The sequence below is a fragment of the Mesorhizobium ciceri biovar biserrulae genome (assembly GCF_001618845.1).
GTDB classification, from domain to species: Bacteria; Pseudomonadota; Alphaproteobacteria; order Rhizobiales; family Rhizobiaceae; genus Mesorhizobium; species Mesorhizobium ciceri.
In genome coordinates this window covers 291,414-307,889 of record NZ_CP015065.1, presented here as the reverse complement: position 1 = coordinate 307,889, position 16,476 = coordinate 291,414, and the positions used below count along the sequence as shown (strand labels likewise).

The window sequence follows — 16,476 nt, the reverse complement described above, 5'->3', positions numbered from 1 at the left end:
GAAGTTTAGAGCGATGATCGCCGCGTGTAACCTGGTGTTGAGGCTACACTGCCAAGCTCTTGCCGCGCATCGCCAGCTAACGGCGGCGCATTGGGAAAGCTTTGGAGTGGCGTATCTCCATCACGGCGACTATCGCTAATGTTGTGCTTCAGCCAGCCGCGAAGCTTAGTATGCTGGTGGCAGGAATTCGATCAGGGCCCTTGTGACGGCGGCCGGCTGCTCCTCCGGAACCCAATGGCCTGAGCCTTCGACTACTACGGCGCGTACGTTTTCGGCGACGTGGCGGAGATGGCCTTCGTACATCGATGCCAGGCCACCCGAACCGCTTATACCGAGTACCGGCATCGTCAGCTTGTGTTTCGCAAAGGCTTTATTCTGTTCTTCGTCACGCGGGAAAGCCCGGTAGTACTCGAAGCCTGCGCGCAATGCGCCAGGCTGGGCATAAGAACGGCCGTAGACTTCGTCGGCTTCGGTGTCGAACGCGCGAGTATTTACCCCCTCTGCATTGTGAAACCACTTCAAATACTCAAGCTCGCGACCGGCAATGAGCATTTCCGGCACGTCGCGTACGGAGTGGAAGCGAAAATGCCAAGTGCGAGGGCCTTGGATCAATTCGTTCCACGGTTCGATGCCTGGCAGCGGGACGTCAACGATTGCCAGTGTGGTGACTTCCCCCGGGTGCTGCGCCGCATAGGAATAAGCGACCATGCCACCCATATCGTGACCGACGAGATTGACGACCGGACCAAGGTTCAGCTGATTGACAAGTGCTCGAATATCCTCGGCAATCGCCGCCTTTTCGTAGCCGGCCGCAGGCTTGGCGGTGTCCCCCAAACCGCGCAAATCGGGCGCAAGTACCGTGTAACCGCGCGCCACCAATTGCGGCATTACAAAGCGCCACATGTATGAGGTCGTGCCCCAACCATGCAACAACACCACGGTTTTCGGGCCGCCTGCTGCCAGCAAATAGTGATAGGCCACACCGTTAACGTCGGCCTTGCCGTCGACGATACGTGCCGACAGGTCGGTCGATTGCCCGAGCGGCACGCCGGAGTGCGGTGCGCTGGCAGAAGTCGATGGCCCGGCAGCAAGAACCGCAATGAGGAAACCAGAAAGAAAGCTAAGGCGCATAAAGCACTCCGGGGTTGTGAGGTCCAAAGTGCTCCAAGAGCGGCAAATGCCGTGCAATTTCTATAAGGCGAAAGCTTTAAAGCCTTTGTCGTTATAATAACGCGTTGTACACCTAAGCATATTGCGCTCTGGCCGGCGGTGAGTTGATTACTCAATATGAAGACCACGTAGGCGAAACCTATCGCGGTCCGTTCGGGCGGTGACTTGCTCGCGATCAGCCCCTCCTCGTTTTGAGAAGAATCCTCATACGGCTTGATAGGTCGTGTTTGTGACAGCCGCACGCGGCACGTCGCGCACGAACCAACGTCATCGCGTCATTTGCCCCATCTCAGCGACAGTTCCAGCACCTCGGCGTACCTACCCTGCACCTTGGCATCGTACGACAGATGCTTGCGTAGAATAGGTTCGCGGGGCGGATCGGCGCATCTTCTCCTCGCAAGCCATCACGATCATCGGGCGTCGCCGCTCCTTCGCCCGCTCCTCCCCCCGAAAGCGACGGTGCAGGTCGACCCGGTGATCGTGATGGTGAGCCGACCCGAGAAGCCGCTCACCAAGGATGGACACGATGAGTATGGATGGACTTTTCACCCTCGGTGCAACCCGCCGCGACGTCCTGTTGGCCAGTTTTTCAGCGGCGGTCATAGCCGGACTGCCAGTCGCTTCGTCATCCGGCGCCCAGCAAAACCCACATGTTCCCACCCCTCAATCAGGACGCAAAACAATGAGCACCATCACAACCAAGGACGGTACGGAAATCTATTACAAGGACTGGGGTAGGGGCCCGCCAATAACCTTCTCACACGGCTGGCCGCTGAATTCCGACGCCTGGGATGCTCAGATGCTCTTTCTGGCCCATAATGGCTTCCGCGTGGTTGCTCATGACCGGCGGGGCCATGGCCGCTCCAGCCAGGCCACCTCCGGCAACGACATGGATGGCTACGCGGACGATCTTGCAGCCGTGATCGAGGCGCTGGATCTCCGGGACGCCACGCTGGTCGGGCATTCAACCGGGGGAGGGGAGGTCGCTCGCTATATCGGACGGCACGGGACGGAACGCGTGGCCAAGGCTGTTCTTATCGCCGCTGTTCCGCCGATCATGGTGAAAACGCCGGCCAATCCGGAAGGTCTGCCGATCGAAGTGTTCGACGGCATAAGGGCTGGCCTCCTCAAGGATCGCTCGCAGCACTATCTGGACCTCGCACAGTCGTTTTATGGTGCAAACAGGCCAGGCGCCACGGTCTCCCAGGGGGTTCTGAATCAGTTCTGGCTCTGGAGCATGCAGGTCGGTCTCGTGAATGCATATGAATGCGTCAAAGCGTTCTCCGAAACCGACTTCACCGAGGACCTCAAGAAATTCGATATACCGACCTTGATCCTGCATGGCGAGGACGACCAGATCGTCCCGGTCAAGGATTCGTCAGTCAAGTCGGAGCGGCTGATCAAAGGCGCAAAGGCCATATATTACCCCGGCGCGCCCCACGGGATCACGGCCACACACCAGGACCAGCTGAACGCCGATCTGCTCGCCTTCATCAAGGGCTAGTGCTCTCAAGCGGCGGTCATGGCTGGCAGCACAACACCGGTGCGGCCAGCCTGACTATGAAAACTCAGCATCGATGGCTGCTGGAGATGCTTTCTGGTCTCAGCCGTCCGAGTTCACGCTGAAAACTGCGGTTGGCAACTGCGGCGGCTCTCGTGAAAATCATCAGAGGCAATGCAAATGGGTATACTTTCAGGAAAGACCGCGTTGATCACCGGGGGAAACAGTGGGATTGGGCTATTCGCCGCGAAAGCTTTCGCGTCGGAGGGGGCGCAGGTCGTAATCACCGGCCGGAGGCAGCGTGCCGTCGAGGAGGCAGTCTCCGAGATCGGAGCCGGCGCACTGGGCATTCAGGGTGATGTAGCCGACGTGGCGCACCACGAGGATGTCGCGCGACAGATCCATCAGAGGTTTGGGGCGTTCGATATCTATATGGCGAACGCCGGCGTGAACACCATCACGCATTCGTCGGCAGTTCCCGAAGACGAGTACGATGCGCAGTTCTCTATCAATGCGCGCGGCGTCTTCTTTGGTGTGCAGAAACTGATCCCGCTGATGCGCGATGGCGGCGCAGTCATACTGACGGGATCAATCGCCAGCGAGAAGGTCTTGGAAGGCCATGCCGTTTATGCAGGCTCCAAGGCAGCCATCGGCGCCTTCGCGCGCAGTTGGGCGATAGAACTGAAATCGCGTCGCATACGCGTCAACGTGCTCAGCCCCGGCCCCGTCGATACGGCTATTCTCGACAAATTGGGTGTACCGGCCGAAATGCGTGGATCCTTCGAGAAGTCCATGGCGGAAGCAATTCCCCTTGGTCGAATGGGCCAGCCGGAAGAACTGGCAAAAGCCGCTCTGTTCCTGGCATCGGACGCAAGCAGCTTTGTCACCGGTGTCAATCTGCGGGTCGACGGCGGAATGGCATTGCTTTGAGCGGGGGTAACCAAGTCGCTGCAGCCGTTTGATTGTCGAGCGTCGAGCGCCATCTCACCGGGCCAGGTCCAAGGGTGCAAGGGCGTTTTACAAATTCCCAGGCTCTCAGATCCTGTGGCAGGCGGCTCGACGCGACGTTCAAAGTTATTGCAAAGCGTGGAGAGGACCGAGGCGGCGCCCCGATCCTTCCAGCTTCCACAATTTTCGGGTGCTAGTGACCCCAGATGCCCTGGCCCGGGTCCTTGCTGGGAGCAATGGGCTTGCGCACGGTCTCCTGCACGCCGGCATCGTTGCCCGTCTTCCTGATCGAGGAGGTGTGCATGCTCCCGGAAGTTGCGGGTTGCTGGACCGAGTTTGATCCGTAGTGATCGCTTCCGGCGACGGCGTTTCCTGCTGCAACGAGAAGGATTGCGGCAGCAAGAGATGTCTTCTTCATTTTGGTAACTCCATGGTTAATATTGGATCGTATTCACAATAACAATATAAATGCCGCGCCATTGCGGAACGATCAGACGATGTGGCTGTTTGATCCATACGAAAGCATGGGCTGTGAAGGCCTAAGGTCAGGGGCAATGTCGTTCGCGGTGGGAGTCTTGCCGTTACGCCGGGGCTGCAGTGGTGTTTGGAGGCAGCAGCTCCATGGATTTGTATTGGTCACGAACTCGTGCGCTGCCGGCGATCCGCGTGCGGAATACCCAGGTCACCTGATCGCAGCGATGACCCACCCTGCACCTTGGCATCGTATGACCGACCATTCCGCACAATAGGTCAGCGCCCCGGATCGGCGCATCCTTCTCCACATTGGTCAAACGCAAGGCCGACAAAGGAGAAAGCAAATGCGAAATGTCACTGGAATCCTGGCGCTGGCCGCCGCGCTTGCCGTCGCGGGTGGCGCGACGGCAAGCGCGGCCGGAGCGAAGCCCAAGCCGACGATCGTGCTGGTCCACGGGGCCTTCGCCGAATCGTCGAGTTGGGACGCGGTCATAACCAAACTCGGCAGGGACGGCTATGTAGCGAAGGCGGCAGCCAATCCCCTCCGCAGCGTCGCCAGCGATGCCGCGGCGGTCTCGGCCATCATCCGGTCGTTTCCCGGACCGATCGTGCTGGTGGGGCATTCCTACGGCGGACCCGTGATCACCGAAGCGGCCAATGGCAATCCCAATGTGAAGGCCTTGGTATACGTGGCCGGATTCGCGCCGGACACCGGCGAATCGAGCGCCACGTTGTCCAGCATGTTTCCCGGCAGCACTTTGGCTAGCGCGCTTGCTCCAGTCGCGTCGCCGAATGGCGGCCAGGATCTCTTCATCCAGCCGGACAAATTCCGAGCCCAGTTCGCGGCCGACGTTCCCGAAGAGCAGTCGTCGCTGATGGCGGCCACCCAACGCCCCATCGCGCAGGCAGCTCTGGCCGAGGCCTCGGGCGTCGCTTCATGGAAAACGCTGCCGTCCTACATGATCTACGGCACCGATGACCGAAATATCCCGGCAGCCGTCATGAGCTTCATGGCCAAGCGCGCGCACGCCGTGAAGACGGTCGTCATCGAGGGTGCTTCCCACGCGCTCATGGTCTCGCACCCCGACGAGGTCACCTCACTTATCGAGGACGCCGCATCGGCCAGCGAGTAGCTCGCCGGAAAGCCGACATTCGACCAACACCCGCAAATCAACACCCTCAACAAAGGAGATTGGAAATGAAGATCGTCGTCATCGGCGGAACCGGGCTGATCGGTTCAAAGACTGTGGAAAGACTGCGCAAGAAGGGACACGACGTGCTCGCGGCGTCACCGAATTCGGGAGTGAACACCGTCACCGGAGAAGGGCTGGCCGTCGCTCTTGCCGGGGCACAGGTTGTCGTCGATCTCGCGAACTCGCCGTCGTTCGAGGAAAAGGCCGCGCTCGAATTTTTCGCGGCATCCGGGCGTAATCTTCTTGCAGCCGAAGCGGCCGCCGGCGTCCGCCATCACGTCGCGCTGTCTGTGGTCGGCACCGACCGGCTGCAGGACATGGGGTATTTTCGCGGCAAACTGCTTCAGGAAAAGCTGATCAAGGAGTCCGCTATCCCCTACACGATCGTGCACGCCACACAGTTCTTCGAGTTCACCGCCGCCATCGCAAACACCGGCGCCGTAGGGGATACCGTCCACATGTCACCGGCGTACTTCCAACCAATGGCAGCCGACGACGTTGCCGATGCGATGGCGGACGTCGCCCTAGCAGCGCCAGTGAACGGCACGATCGAAATTGCCGGCCCCGATCGCGTTCGTATGAGCGAACTAGTCGGACACTTCCTGAAGGCCACCAACGATCCGCGCAAAATCGTCTCGGATCCTGGCGCTCTCTACTACGGTCAAGTGGCAATCGACGATCAAACGCTTGTCCCCGGCGAGAACGCGCGTATCGGCGCCGTCCACTTCGACGACTGGCTCAGCCGATACACGCCACCGGCGTAAGCAACTGAACGCCGGTTCGCGACCCATCAGACCAGCATTCCCTAGCTCTCATTCCAACAAGGATATCGGACATGATCAGGAAACTCCTCTGTGCAGCGCTCGCCGCCGCATCCGTCACCGCAGCAATGGCCAAAGACGCGGACAGCGTGAAGCTCGTCTACGACCACGCCCTTCCAAATGTGCCCGGCAAGAGCTTGAAAGCCGTGCTCGTCGTGTACGGTCCGGGCGGGACATCGCCGGCGCATACCCATCCCAGTTCCGCGTTCATCTATGCCACGGTGCTGGAGGGGGCGATCCGAAGCCAGGTCAACGGTGGGCCCGTGAAGACGTACCGTGCAGGCGAAAGCTTCTCGGAATTTCCGGGCGACCATCACGCCGTCAGTGAAAACGCCAGCAAAACGGAACGCGCTCGCCTGCTTGCGGTCTTCGTCGTCGATACCAACGAGACCAACCTGACGACCTACGCGAAATGAACTGGCGACGCCCTTGCCAAGGTAAGGGCGTCAAACGACACACAATCGGCGCAGGAAAGGCACTGACATGGATGCGATCGCCAGGCGCACGCTTGCAGGGGTTTCGGTCCCCGATACGCCGCTTGTCGGCCGGGCGATCGAACATGCCCGCCAGCTATGTGAACCGTATTTGTTCAACCACGTGGTTCGATCATGGCTTTTCGCCGTCCGCATCGCACAGGTCCAGAACATCGAGCACGACGGTGAAGTCGTTGCCATCGGAACCCTGTTGCACGACGTCACGCTCAACGAGACCTTCGCCGGGCCGCGCCGTTTCGAGGTGGAAGGCGCCTATCTGGCCCGCGCCTTCGTCCGGCAAGGCGGCTTCGACGAGCGTCGTGCTCAGTTGACATGGGACAGCGTCGCTCTCAATTCGACGCCGTCGATTGGCCTCTACAAGGAAGCCGAGGTGGCGCTGTGCACAGCCGGCATCTGCCTTGATGTCGTCGGCCTGCAATACAGTCTCATCTCTTCCGCCGAGATAGCCAGGATCGTCGGCGAATTTCCGCGTCTTCAAATGAAGCGGCGGATGACGCGATGCTTTTGCCACATCGCCAAGGTGAACCCGGAAACGACCTACGACAACTTTGCCCGGGATTTCGGTGAGCGCTTTGTGGCCGGCTACAAGGCGCCGTCTTCCGTCGATTTTGTGATGAACACTCCCTTCGAAGAGTAGGCGAAACATCGAATCTGATCTCTCCGGCCGCGGCCGCGAGACGCCTCAGGAGGCCACCATGCGAATTGACAGTCTACATCCAGAAACATCGGCGCGCCTTGCGGCGGTCGACCTCGACACGTCGCTGCGGGCAGCTGCGCTATGGCTGTCCAAGCCGGCCATAGGCCTGGTTGTCGTATGCCATGGCAGTGGCGAGGCGGCAGGCGTGCTGAGCAAGTCCGACCTTGTTCGTCATCTGGCGAATTCGGGACCGGCGGAAGCGCCGGTATCCACGCTGATGAGCCGGTCTTTCGTATCCTGTGGGCCCGATGACGACCTGCATTCGGTCTGGCAGACCATGACAACACAGCGGCTCCAGAACCTACCGGTGCTCGGCGCCGGCGCTAAGCCGATAGGCGTCCTTGATATCCGCGACGCGATGAAGGCGCTCTTCCAACAGGAAGAACTCCAGGAGCGGCTGCTCGCCAACTATATCGGGGGCATTGGCTACCAATAGAGGAGAATCTCGCGACGGTGCGATGAGCACGAAAGAGGGAGATCCGTCTCGCGAGATGTTGGTCCCGCACTGGCGGTGGTTCGCAGATCGCGGGACATATACTGCGGTATGGTTCGGCTTCTTACTCGATCTAATCGACCACTCCCGTCCTCTATTGTACCATCTTCAAGCAACTGAATTCTGCCTGAGCAAACATGAGGGTTATAATGTCTCGTCCGGAAGTGAAAGTGGATGTCTTCGACATCGCGCCCGAGATTCCCCGAGATGGCCTGCCCATCCAGATGGCGACCGCCGGCATCGTTCATGACCTTGGCAATCTCATCCAGGTCGCGTCGTCAGCGTTGAATCACCTGGCCCGTGACCCGAGCGTCTCAGCGGCTCCAACGCTTGGGCTTGCAATTTCGGGCGCCAGAACGGCCTTGGAACGAGCTGGCGCGCTTGTCCGCCAGACTATCAGTTCTGCCCGAGAGAGCCGCAGAGAAAGCGAATATGCAAATGTCGGCGCCTGCCTGGCTGAAATCGAGACCCTCATTCGAAGCGCGTGGGACCCCAAGATTCGTCTCGAGGTTCGAGTGAGGCCGGACTTGCCGTCAGTGAGGTGCAATCGCCTGGGTTTGCAGAACGCGATTCTGAACCTGGTATTCAACGCGCGCGATGCATCCCCCAATGGGGGCCTGATCTCGATAGATACCGCAGTGGTCTTTGATGGCACCTCAGCCGCTCAGGTGGATATCACCACCGCCGACAACGGTGTGGGGATGACCGCCGAGACGATTGCCTTCGCATTCGATCCCTTCTTCACCACAAAAACGGAGGGCCTCGGCGGCGTCGGCCTGCCGATGGTGAAGCGCTTTGCCGAAGAGTCAGGCGGAAGCATCGACATTCAGAGCGCGCCCGGGACAGGCACCACCGTCAGGCTACGGTTGCCCGCGATGCGATAGCGATCGGGCAAGCTACGTCCAGCCTCACGCAACGCACATCGAGAGATAGAGATGGATGCAAAGGTCACAGAGAACATTCGGCAGCATCGGTTCGAGCTCCCGGTCACCGGTCAAGCCTTCGCAGTGGCCTACTATACGCTCCAAGACGGCAAGGTTGCGCTGATACATACCGAAGTGCCTTCGGAATTTTCCGGACAGGGGATCGCGTCGCGGTTGGCGCAAGGCACCTTCGAATTGCTCCGCAAAACCGGCCGCAAAGCTGTCTTGAAGTGTCCCTTCATGAGCGGCTTCGTCGCCAGGCATCCGGAATACACGGATGTCGTTGCAGGGTGATCAGGCACGAATACAGCTGTTTTGCAAAAAAGGTCTGAGTCGAGATGGACGACCAATATAATTTGCAGAGGTTCGTCAGCGCTCAGGATCTGGTGTACGGCGACGCGCTGGCTATGCTGCGTCGAGGCATGATGTGTACTCCATACATGGAGTTGATCTTCCCGACGTTGGCTACCGGGCGAAGCGACACTGGAGCCGATCCGTACGCGATCACATCACTCGACGAGGCAGGCGCTTACCTCCAATCGCCTATACTGGGCGGTCGTTATCGGGAATGCGTCGGCAAACTGCAACGACTTTCCGATCTAAGTGCTCGCGCGGTCTTCGGTGATGAGGATACAATGAAATTGCACGCGTCCCTCACGCTGTTTTCCGAAGCAAGTAACGACGAGTTCGTGCTCGAGACCATCTTCGACGTCTGGTTCGATGGTCAAATCGACGAGGGCACGATGCGCAAACTCTACTCGGTGTCATGACGCCGCCCGGCGACCCGCGGATGTGGCCGCCGCCGAAACCGTCACCACTTTGTTTCTTCCTGCGGCAGAGGCATCAACCCGTTTTCCCCTGGTACGCCCGGGAAGCGGCCTTCACGCCAGTCCGCCTTTGCCTGCTCAATCCGTTCGACTGAGGAGGAGACGAAGTTCCAATGGACATAGCGTGGTTCGGAAAGAGGTTCGCCGCCGATCAGCATCAGCCGCGCGGCATGGAAGGCAGGCGCCCCGAGCACGATCTCAGCGCCAGGCGCCAGCATGATCAATTCGCCTTCACCGAACGTGCCAAGTTGGCCCATGACTTCGATCTCGCCGGCGACAACATAGATCGCACGCTCGCGATATCCGGGTTTCACCTGATATCGCGCACTGCCCGTGAGCACGATTTCGGCAAAGACCAGATCGGAGTACGTCCTTGCCGGAGAGACCAACCCGTCGGACACTCCGGCGATCAAAGTGTACTCGACCCCATCGGCACAGATCCGTGGGATTTCGGGAGCGCCATAATGTGCAAAGTGGGGAGCAACTTCTTCGTGCCGGGAGGGGAGCGCCACCCACGCCTGAACGCCGAAGAGATTGCTTCCGCGCGCTCGGGCTTCTGGCGACGTGCGTTCGGAATGGACGATGCCCGACCCGGCCGTCGTCCAATTGACTTCGCCGGGGCGGATGGCCTGCACTTCACCGAGATTGTCGCGATGGATGATCTCCCCGTCGAACAGGTAGGTCACGGCCGCGATCCCGATATGCGGATGCGGGTCCATGTCGAAACCACGACCCGCTTCGAATACCGCGGGGCCGAAATGGTCGAACAGGATGAAGGGGCCGATCATCAGGCGGTTCGAGGAGGGCAATACGCGCCGTACCTTCAAACCGTCGTCAAAATCACGCATAGCAGGCTGCCTGAGTGGATCGATGCCGACGATGTCGCTTTGGCGGATGGTCATGAATCTCTGTCCTTTCGAATGCTTGGTCGACCACGTGCTCGAACGTGCTCCGATGGGGCGGTGTGGAAGACAGCCTGTATGGCTTTCAGGAGCGCGAATTTGGAGCTCTCGTGCTGCTGGCCGCCGGGGATGCCGGTTTCGCCGTAAGCCGAAGTCCCCCTCGACAGGGTTGCCGCAAGATCTTCGGCCATCTCGGGCCTGTCGAGCAGCAGCGGCGCGAAGCTCTCCTGGTCTATCTCGTAGACCTCGACGTGGGTCATTGCCCGCAATGTCGACGTCTCGCCAATACCGGCGAGCAGGCCGGTCTCGCCGAAGAAGTCGCCAGGCGCAAGCCGACCAACCTCCTGCATGCTAGCATTGCCTTGGCCATGTTGCCGAACGATCACGCCCTTCCGAACAATCATGAGGGATGGCAGCATCTCTCCTTGTTCTGCAATGACGTCGCCCTTGCGGTAGCTGCGAACCGAGATCGCCGCGGCAAGCGCCTCCTGCTCGGCATCCGTTAGGGCCGAGAAGATCGGTATGGCCTTGATCAAGTCGATCGCGGCGAAGCCTTGGTAGGTCGCCGTCCCGTCGATTGGCGGGGAGGTCACGGCAATCGAAGCCGAAAGTGGCGCTGCCAGCAGCACCCCAACCGACCTTGAATGGCGATAGACGAGATCGAAAATTTCGTTCCGAGCTGTAATCCGCTGATCAAGGCTGGCGACGCGAAATGACAGCTCGATCTCGATTGCCGCCGCATCCAGGCTGGTGATGGCTACCACGGGCGAGGGGTCCTGGAGGATCGAGGTGCAGCTCAGCAGGACCATGCGCATCGTGTCTACGATGATAGCCGGCGTCTTCGTCAGAGACATCTTTACCGTCACGGCAAGTCCATGGCTCTCGTCTGGGCCGCTAAGGTTTGTTACCCCAATTTTGGCGACAAGGCTGTTCGGAAGTGCGATGACGTTGTGGGCCGGGGTGAGGAGTTGGGTCGAGCGCCAATTGGTCTCGACGACGCGGCCCTCGGTTCCGTCGTTCAGAATGATCCAGTTTCCAAGCACATAAGGGCGGCCGAGGTTAAGCGCGATTCCCGAAAATACATCACCAAGCGTATTCTGGAGCGCCAGACCCAGCATGACGGCGAAGACGCCCGACGTGGCGATGAGCGTTCCGACCGGCACGGCAAAGACGAATGCGAGGATCGAAAGGAGCATTCCCGTGTAAACGACGCCGACCACGACGTCCTGCAGGAGGCGTGCCTCGTGCGGCTTTCGCTCGAACACGACATAGATGCGGACAAACCCGATCAGCGCCCAAGCAAGATGTACCCACCACAGCAGCTTGACCAATCCGATGAGGATCGCTCCGCTGGTTGTCTCATCGCCTCGTGCGGGCTCGTACGGGACGACCCGCAGTTCAAGAACCATGATCGACATTGCAAGGAAAAAGACCAGTTGGACGATCAACCTCGCATTGGCGAAGCGTGCCGGAACGAGGTTCCAAACGACAATTCCGGCGAGGCCGAGCGACACGATGTAGATTAGCGGTGAGTTCCACAAATTCATCGCCGGACCCAGATCGACCATGATCGCAATCCCTGTTTTTCAGCTTCGGAAGCAGCGTGGTTCCTAGCGCGCGACATGAAGTTGTCTCGTCACCTAGACGCAGCGGCTCGACCCAAAACGTGTTGCTATCGGCGACTTTCGAGGCCGGCTGGCGAGACACGATCATCGCCTCTTCTCATCAACGTCTGGTCTCCGGCCGCCGCGCTCGCGCCTTTGCCGCCGACCCCCTTGTTCTTCTCGAGCACCGCTTCGGTGATCGAGTTGGGCAGCCGCCGTGGCTTCTCGATCAAGCCCAGCACCGGCAGTGCGATCAGGAAGAAGGCGAAGTAGTAAAGCGTCGCCAACTGAGACATGACGACGTAGTTCCCTTCGGCCGGCCGCGAACCAAGCCAGCCGAGAAACAGGCCGTTGGTGACGAAGAGCCAAAAGAACACTCTGTACCAGGGCCTGTAAACGGCCGAGCGAACCTTGGACCTGTCGAGCCAGGGCACGACGAAAAGGACCACGATCGAGCCGAACATGGCGAGCACACCACCAAGTTTGGAATCGATCGGCCCGACATTGAAGGTGATGGCGCGCAGGATCGCGTAGAAGGGCAGGAAGTACCATTCCGGCACGATATGGGCCGGCGTCTTGAGCGGATTGGCGATTGTGTTGTTGTCAGGATGGCCGAGATAGTTCGGCAGGTAGAAGACGAAATAGGCGAAGAAGAACAGGAACACGACGATGCCGAACGCGTCCTTGACGGTGGCATAGGGTGTGAAGTCCACGACATCGGTTTTTGATTTCACATCAATGCCGGCTGGATTGTTCTGCCCGACGACGTGAAGCGCCCAGACATGCAACGTCACCACACCTGCAAGCACAAACGGCAACAGGTAATGCAGCGCAAAGAAGCGGTTCAGCGTCGGATTGCCGACCGCGAACCCGCCGAGCAGGAGCTGCTGGAGCCAGCCGCCGACCAGTGGGATGGCCGTGAAAAAGTTGGTAATGACGGTGGCTCCCCAGAACGACATCTGTCCCCAAGGCAGCACATAGCCCATGAAGGCGATCGCCATCATCAGCAAGAGGTTGGTGCAACCGAGCACCCACAGCAGCTCACGCGGCGCCTTGTAAGAGCCGTAGTAGAGTCCGCGGCAGATATGGATGTAGGCGGCAATGAAGAAGAAGGAGGCGCCGTTCGCATGGAGAGAGCGCAGCAGCCATCCCGAATTCACGTCACGCATGATTTTCTCGACTGAATCGAAGGCCAGCCCGGTATCCGGAGCATAATGCATGGCCAGCATGATCCCGGTCAGGATCTGCGAAACCAGCATGACCGTGAGAATGCCGCCGAACGTATAGGCATAGTTCAAATTGCGCGGGACGGGATAGACGATGAAGCTATCGTGCACCAACCTCGGCAGCGGCAGGCGGGCGTCGAACCAGCGTTCGATACCGGTCTTGGGCGTATAGGTCGAATGTTTGTCGCTCATCGAAATGCCCCCCTCTCAGCTGATACGGATCCTGGTGTCGGAAATGAACTGGAACACGGGTATCGCCATGTTCTCGGGCGCTGGGCCTTTGCGGATGCGGCCGGCAGTATCGTATTGCGAGCCGTGGCACGGGCAGAGCCAGCCCCCGAACTCGCCTTGCTGACCAACCGGAATGCAGCCGCTATGCGTGCAGACCTGGACCATTACGATCCAGGCTTCCTTGCCCGGAGCAGTACGGTTGGCGTCGATTCCCGGCGCATCGGCCGGCAGATTGGCGTTACGGGCGATTGGGTCCTTGAGCTCGGCCAAGCTTACAGCTTTGCCGTCCTCAATTTCCTTCTCGGTGCGGTTGCGAACGACGACGGGCTTGCCGCGCCATTGCACGACCAGCGACATTCCCGGCATCAGCGAGGAGACGTCGACTTCGACCGTGGCCATTGCCTCGGCGGGCAATGCGGCAGTGCCGGTCTCGATTTCGGAAAGCTCGGCCATGATGAGGACTCCTCTGATTAGAAAGCTGCTTCAGTGCGTCGGCGTGGTCGGGGAAACCCGACCGCGGCCTTCGCCTTTCGCGCTTGCTCATTTCGAGTTGAACTATGCCGGCCGTGGCGGGATGTGGGCCATCGTGCCAAGGGCCCGTGCGTCCAATACTTTCGTTTATGATTCCTGAGCGAAGGACTGCCGGACTGTCGAGGACGCCAGGCTTGGTGGCTCTGAATCCTTGCTGTTGTCTTTCCCGCTTCAGCAGGATTTCAGCATTGGATGCGGCAAATCGCAGAACGATTGCTTAGCTTGATCATACCTCGGCATAGGCAGGCCTATCTGTCGGCGTCGTAGCCGTCCTCCACGGCAAATGAGAGTTTCTGGAACCTCACTGGACGCCCCGCGCAAGGATAATCGGTGCGCGGAGCCAGGTGGGCTTCCGCTCGACGAATTTGCGAGCCGTGTCCGGATTTAGACAAGGATAAAACCGTGAAACTCTATTACAGCCCGCTCGCCTGCAGCCTGGCCGACCACATCGCGCTGGAGGAGGCCGGTGCCGCTTTCGAGCGCGAAACGGTCAATCTCAAAACCAAACGAACGGGCTCCGGCGATGATTTCACCACGGTCACGCGCAAGGGGTATGTGCCAGCTCTCGTTCTCGATAACGGGGAAATTCTGACAGAGAATATCGCCGTCCTCGATTGGATTGCGGCGCAATACCCGGCTCTGGGGGTGGACGGTCCGATGGGTCGTACGCGCGTTCTCGAAGCGCTGACTTACGTATCGACCGAAATACACCGAAGCTTCAAACCCATGTGGCACCGAGGCAGCGACGCTGAAAAAGCCAAGGCGCGCACCACGATTACGGCGCAACTCGATCTCTTCGCGAACGGTCTCAAGACGGATTATCTGTTCGGCGAGAAACCCAGCGTGGCGGACTTCTACCTTTTCGTGATGCTGCTTTGGGCAGCCCGCTTCCAAGTCCCTGTTCCCGCTCCTTTGGAAGCGCTGCGCGCCAGAATTGCGGCCCGCCCGGCCGTTCGCATCGCAATGAAGCGCGAGGGCCTTGTCTAAGTGCGAGACCGGCCGCATGTCGTGTCACCCTTCAGCCACAACACATTGCGAAGGAGTTTGTCCATGCTTCCGTTGCTGCAGAACCTCCACCTGTTCGCTGCCAAGCGCGGCGACGGGTTACGCCCCGAATTTGTAAGGATGGTCGGCGAGGCGCCACTCAGCTTGCCCTTCCCGTGTGTTCAAACGCAACTTTCTACGCTGCCCGGCAATCGCGTCATGCCAAGGGCACGCAGTTTGGGAACGCCAAGCCGATGAATGAAGGTGATGCCGATGCTGCGCCAAAACAGGTGGCATCCGATGGTGCCGGGGAAGAGGTTGCGAGGATGGAAAATCCAAGACCGCCGGGAGAAATTGATCGCTATCGCAGGGCCTTTGTCGGCGTTGCTGCAATGGGTCTGGCTGCTACTCAATTCACGACAGTACGCTCAGCTAAGGCGCAAGGCGGTTCAGCGCTGAACGGAGCAACGACAGAACGCTCGACGGCTGCCTCGCTCGCGCTCCGGCAAATCGACGCCGGCCTGCTGAACGTCGGCTATGCTGAAGCTGGTCCGCCCAACGGTCCCGTCGTTATGCTCCTTCACGGCTGGCCCTACGACATACATAGCTTTGTCGATGTCGCACCCTTGTTGGCGATGGCCGGCTATCGGGTGATCGTTCCGTATTCGCGCGGTCATGGCACGACGCAGTTTCTTTCCAGTCAGACGGTCCGCAACGGCCAGCAGTCTGTGCTGGCTGTCGACGTCATCGAATTGATGGATGCACTGAAGATCGGCAACGCGATCCTTGCCGGCTATGACTGGGGCGCGCGCACAGCTTGCATCATTGCGGCGCTCTGGCCGGAGCGTTGCAAGGCCCTTGTCTCGGTCAGCGGATATCTGATCGGCAATCTCGCGGCAAACAGGATGCCGCTGCCGCCGAAGGCCGAGCTCCAATGGTGGTATCAGTACTATTTCGCGACAGAACGCGGCCGTGCCGGCTACGAACGATACCGTCGTGATTTCGCAAATCTTATCTGGCGGATCGCCTCGCCGAAATGGGACTTTGATGACGCCACATTCAATCGCAGTGCTGCGTGCCTCGACAATCCGGATCACGTCAGCATCGTCATCCACAATTACCGCTGGAGGCTCGGCTTGGCGCAAGGCGAGCCGGAATATGACGGCCTGGAAAAGCGGCTGGCCGTAAGCCCCATGATCACGGTGCCCACTATCACCCTTGAGGGCGATGCCAATGGCGCACCCCATCCCGACAGCAGCTCCTACGCCAAGAAATTTTCAGGCAGATACGCGCATCGGATCATCACGGGCGGAATTGGCCACAACTTGCCGCAAGAAGCCCCACAGGCTTTCGCTCAGGCAGTCATCGACGTTGGCGGAGACTGATCGCGCAATATCGTGACCAGCTGATGCGGAGGTGATCCAAGCGCTATCTCCAATGGGCAGGTTGCAACTCCA

General features: G+C 59.6%; 18 protein-coding genes. 12 read left to right on the top strand and 6 right to left on the bottom strand.

Annotated elements, in window-relative coordinates; all coding sequences use genetic code 11:
- Positions 1 to 165 precede the first annotated feature (165 nt).
- Positions 166 to 1,131 carry an alpha/beta fold hydrolase gene (locus tag A4R29_RS31300; protein ID WP_013896617.1) on the bottom strand — a complete coding sequence of 322 codons (966 nt, stop codon included), beginning with the start codon at positions 1,129 to 1,131 and terminating at the stop codon, positions 166 to 168.
- Between the two features lie 721 nt (positions 1,132 to 1,852).
- Between A4R29_RS31300 and A4R29_RS31295 the strand changes: the two genes are divergently transcribed.
- Together A4R29_RS31295 and A4R29_RS31290 are read left to right on the top strand one after the other, a co-directional pair.
- Positions 1,853 to 2,674 (top strand): alpha/beta fold hydrolase, encoded by an 822-nt coding sequence (locus tag A4R29_RS31295; RefSeq protein ID WP_174564980.1) that lies wholly within the window; start codon positions 1,853 to 1,855, stop codon positions 2,672 to 2,674.
- Positions 2,675 to 2,851: 177 nt separating this feature from the next.
- On the top strand, positions 2,852 to 3,601 hold the full coding sequence (locus A4R29_RS31290; RefSeq protein ID WP_063174088.1) for a glucose 1-dehydrogenase: 750 nt from the start codon (positions 2,852 to 2,854) through the stop codon (positions 3,599 to 3,601).
- Positions 3,602 to 3,812: 211 nt separating this feature from the next.
- On the opposite strand, the gene A4R29_RS33720 is transcribed toward A4R29_RS31290, so the two are convergent.
- Positions 3,813 to 4,037 carry a DUF680 domain-containing protein gene (locus tag A4R29_RS33720; RefSeq protein WP_082827620.1) on the bottom strand — a complete coding sequence of 75 codons (225 nt, stop codon included), beginning with the start codon at positions 4,035 to 4,037 and terminating at the stop codon, positions 3,813 to 3,815.
- Positions 4,038 to 4,437: 400 nt separating this feature from the next.
- Here A4R29_RS33720 and A4R29_RS31285 point away from each other — a divergent pair, with 400 nt between their 5' ends.
- The 8 genes from A4R29_RS31285 (at position 4,438) to A4R29_RS31250 (ending at position 9,484) form a co-directional block, all read left to right on the top strand.
- Complete coding sequence (locus A4R29_RS31285) at positions 4,438 to 5,226, top strand: alpha/beta fold hydrolase (RefSeq protein ID WP_063173966.1); 789 nt, start codon at positions 4,438 to 4,440, stop codon at positions 5,224 to 5,226.
- 65 nt (positions 5,227 to 5,291) lie between these two features.
- Entirely contained in the window at positions 5,292 to 6,050 is a 759-nt protein-coding gene (locus A4R29_RS31280; RefSeq protein WP_063173965.1) for an SDR family oxidoreductase, read from the top strand.
- Between the two features lie 71 nt (positions 6,051 to 6,121).
- Positions 6,122 to 6,523 carry a cupin domain-containing protein gene (locus tag A4R29_RS31275; protein ID WP_027161976.1) on the top strand — a complete coding sequence of 134 codons (402 nt, stop codon included), beginning with the start codon at positions 6,122 to 6,124 and terminating at the stop codon, positions 6,521 to 6,523.
- Positions 6,524 to 6,590: 67 nt separating this feature from the next.
- Complete coding sequence (locus A4R29_RS31270) at positions 6,591 to 7,238, top strand: HD domain-containing protein (protein ID WP_063173964.1); 648 nt, start codon at positions 6,591 to 6,593, stop codon at positions 7,236 to 7,238.
- A 58-nt stretch (positions 7,239 to 7,296) separates the two neighbouring features.
- Entirely contained in the window at positions 7,297 to 7,734 is a 438-nt protein-coding gene (locus tag A4R29_RS31265; RefSeq protein WP_013896609.1) for a CBS domain-containing protein, read from the top strand.
- A 206-nt stretch (positions 7,735 to 7,940) separates the two neighbouring features.
- Positions 7,941 to 8,675, top strand: a complete 735-nt coding sequence (locus A4R29_RS31260; protein ID WP_063174087.1) for a sensor histidine kinase — start codon at positions 7,941 to 7,943, stop codon at positions 8,673 to 8,675.
- Positions 8,676 to 8,726: 51 nt separating this feature from the next.
- Positions 8,727 to 9,008, top strand: a complete 282-nt coding sequence (locus A4R29_RS31255) for a GNAT family N-acetyltransferase (RefSeq protein ID WP_027161979.1) — start codon at positions 8,727 to 8,729, stop codon at positions 9,006 to 9,008.
- Positions 9,009 to 9,052: 44 nt separating this feature from the next.
- Positions 9,053 to 9,484 carry a DUF1810 domain-containing protein gene (locus A4R29_RS31250; RefSeq protein WP_063173963.1) on the top strand — a complete coding sequence of 144 codons (432 nt, stop codon included), beginning with the start codon at positions 9,053 to 9,055 and terminating at the stop codon, positions 9,482 to 9,484.
- A gap of 41 nt (positions 9,485 to 9,525) precedes the next feature.
- Here the strand turns inward: A4R29_RS31250 and A4R29_RS31245 are convergent, their stop codons facing one another.
- The 4 genes from A4R29_RS31245 to petA form a co-directional block, all read right to left on the bottom strand.
- Positions 9,526 to 10,443 (bottom strand): pirin family protein, encoded by a 918-nt coding sequence (locus A4R29_RS31245; RefSeq protein ID WP_063173962.1) that lies wholly within the window; start codon positions 10,441 to 10,443, stop codon positions 9,526 to 9,528.
- A complete protein-coding gene (locus tag A4R29_RS31240) occupies positions 10,440 to 12,011 on the bottom strand; it encodes a mechanosensitive ion channel family protein (protein WP_063173961.1) in 1,572 nt (523 codons plus the stop codon). The genes A4R29_RS31245 and A4R29_RS31240 overlap by 4 nt, the downstream gene beginning before the upstream one ends.
- A gap of 104 nt (positions 12,012 to 12,115) precedes the next feature.
- Positions 12,116 to 13,465, bottom strand: a complete 1,350-nt coding sequence (locus tag A4R29_RS31235) for a cytochrome b (RefSeq protein WP_027161983.1) — start codon at positions 13,463 to 13,465, stop codon at positions 12,116 to 12,118.
- 15 nt (positions 13,466 to 13,480) lie between these two features.
- Entirely contained in the window at positions 13,481 to 13,957 is a 477-nt protein-coding gene (petA, locus tag A4R29_RS31230; protein WP_063173960.1) for a ubiquinol-cytochrome c reductase iron-sulfur subunit, read from the bottom strand.
- A gap of 480 nt (positions 13,958 to 14,437) precedes the next feature.
- On the opposite strand from petA, the gene A4R29_RS31225 reads away from it, so the two are divergent.
- On the top strand, positions 14,438 to 15,022 hold the full coding sequence (locus tag A4R29_RS31225) for a glutathione binding-like protein (RefSeq protein ID WP_027161984.1): 585 nt from the start codon (positions 14,438 to 14,440) through the stop codon (positions 15,020 to 15,022).
- Between the two features lie 323 nt (positions 15,023 to 15,345).
- Positions 15,346 to 16,404, top strand: coding sequence for an alpha/beta fold hydrolase (locus A4R29_RS31220; protein ID WP_027161985.1), 1,059 nt, complete (start codon positions 15,346 to 15,348; stop codon positions 16,402 to 16,404).
- Positions 16,405 to 16,476: the final 72 nt, after the last annotated feature.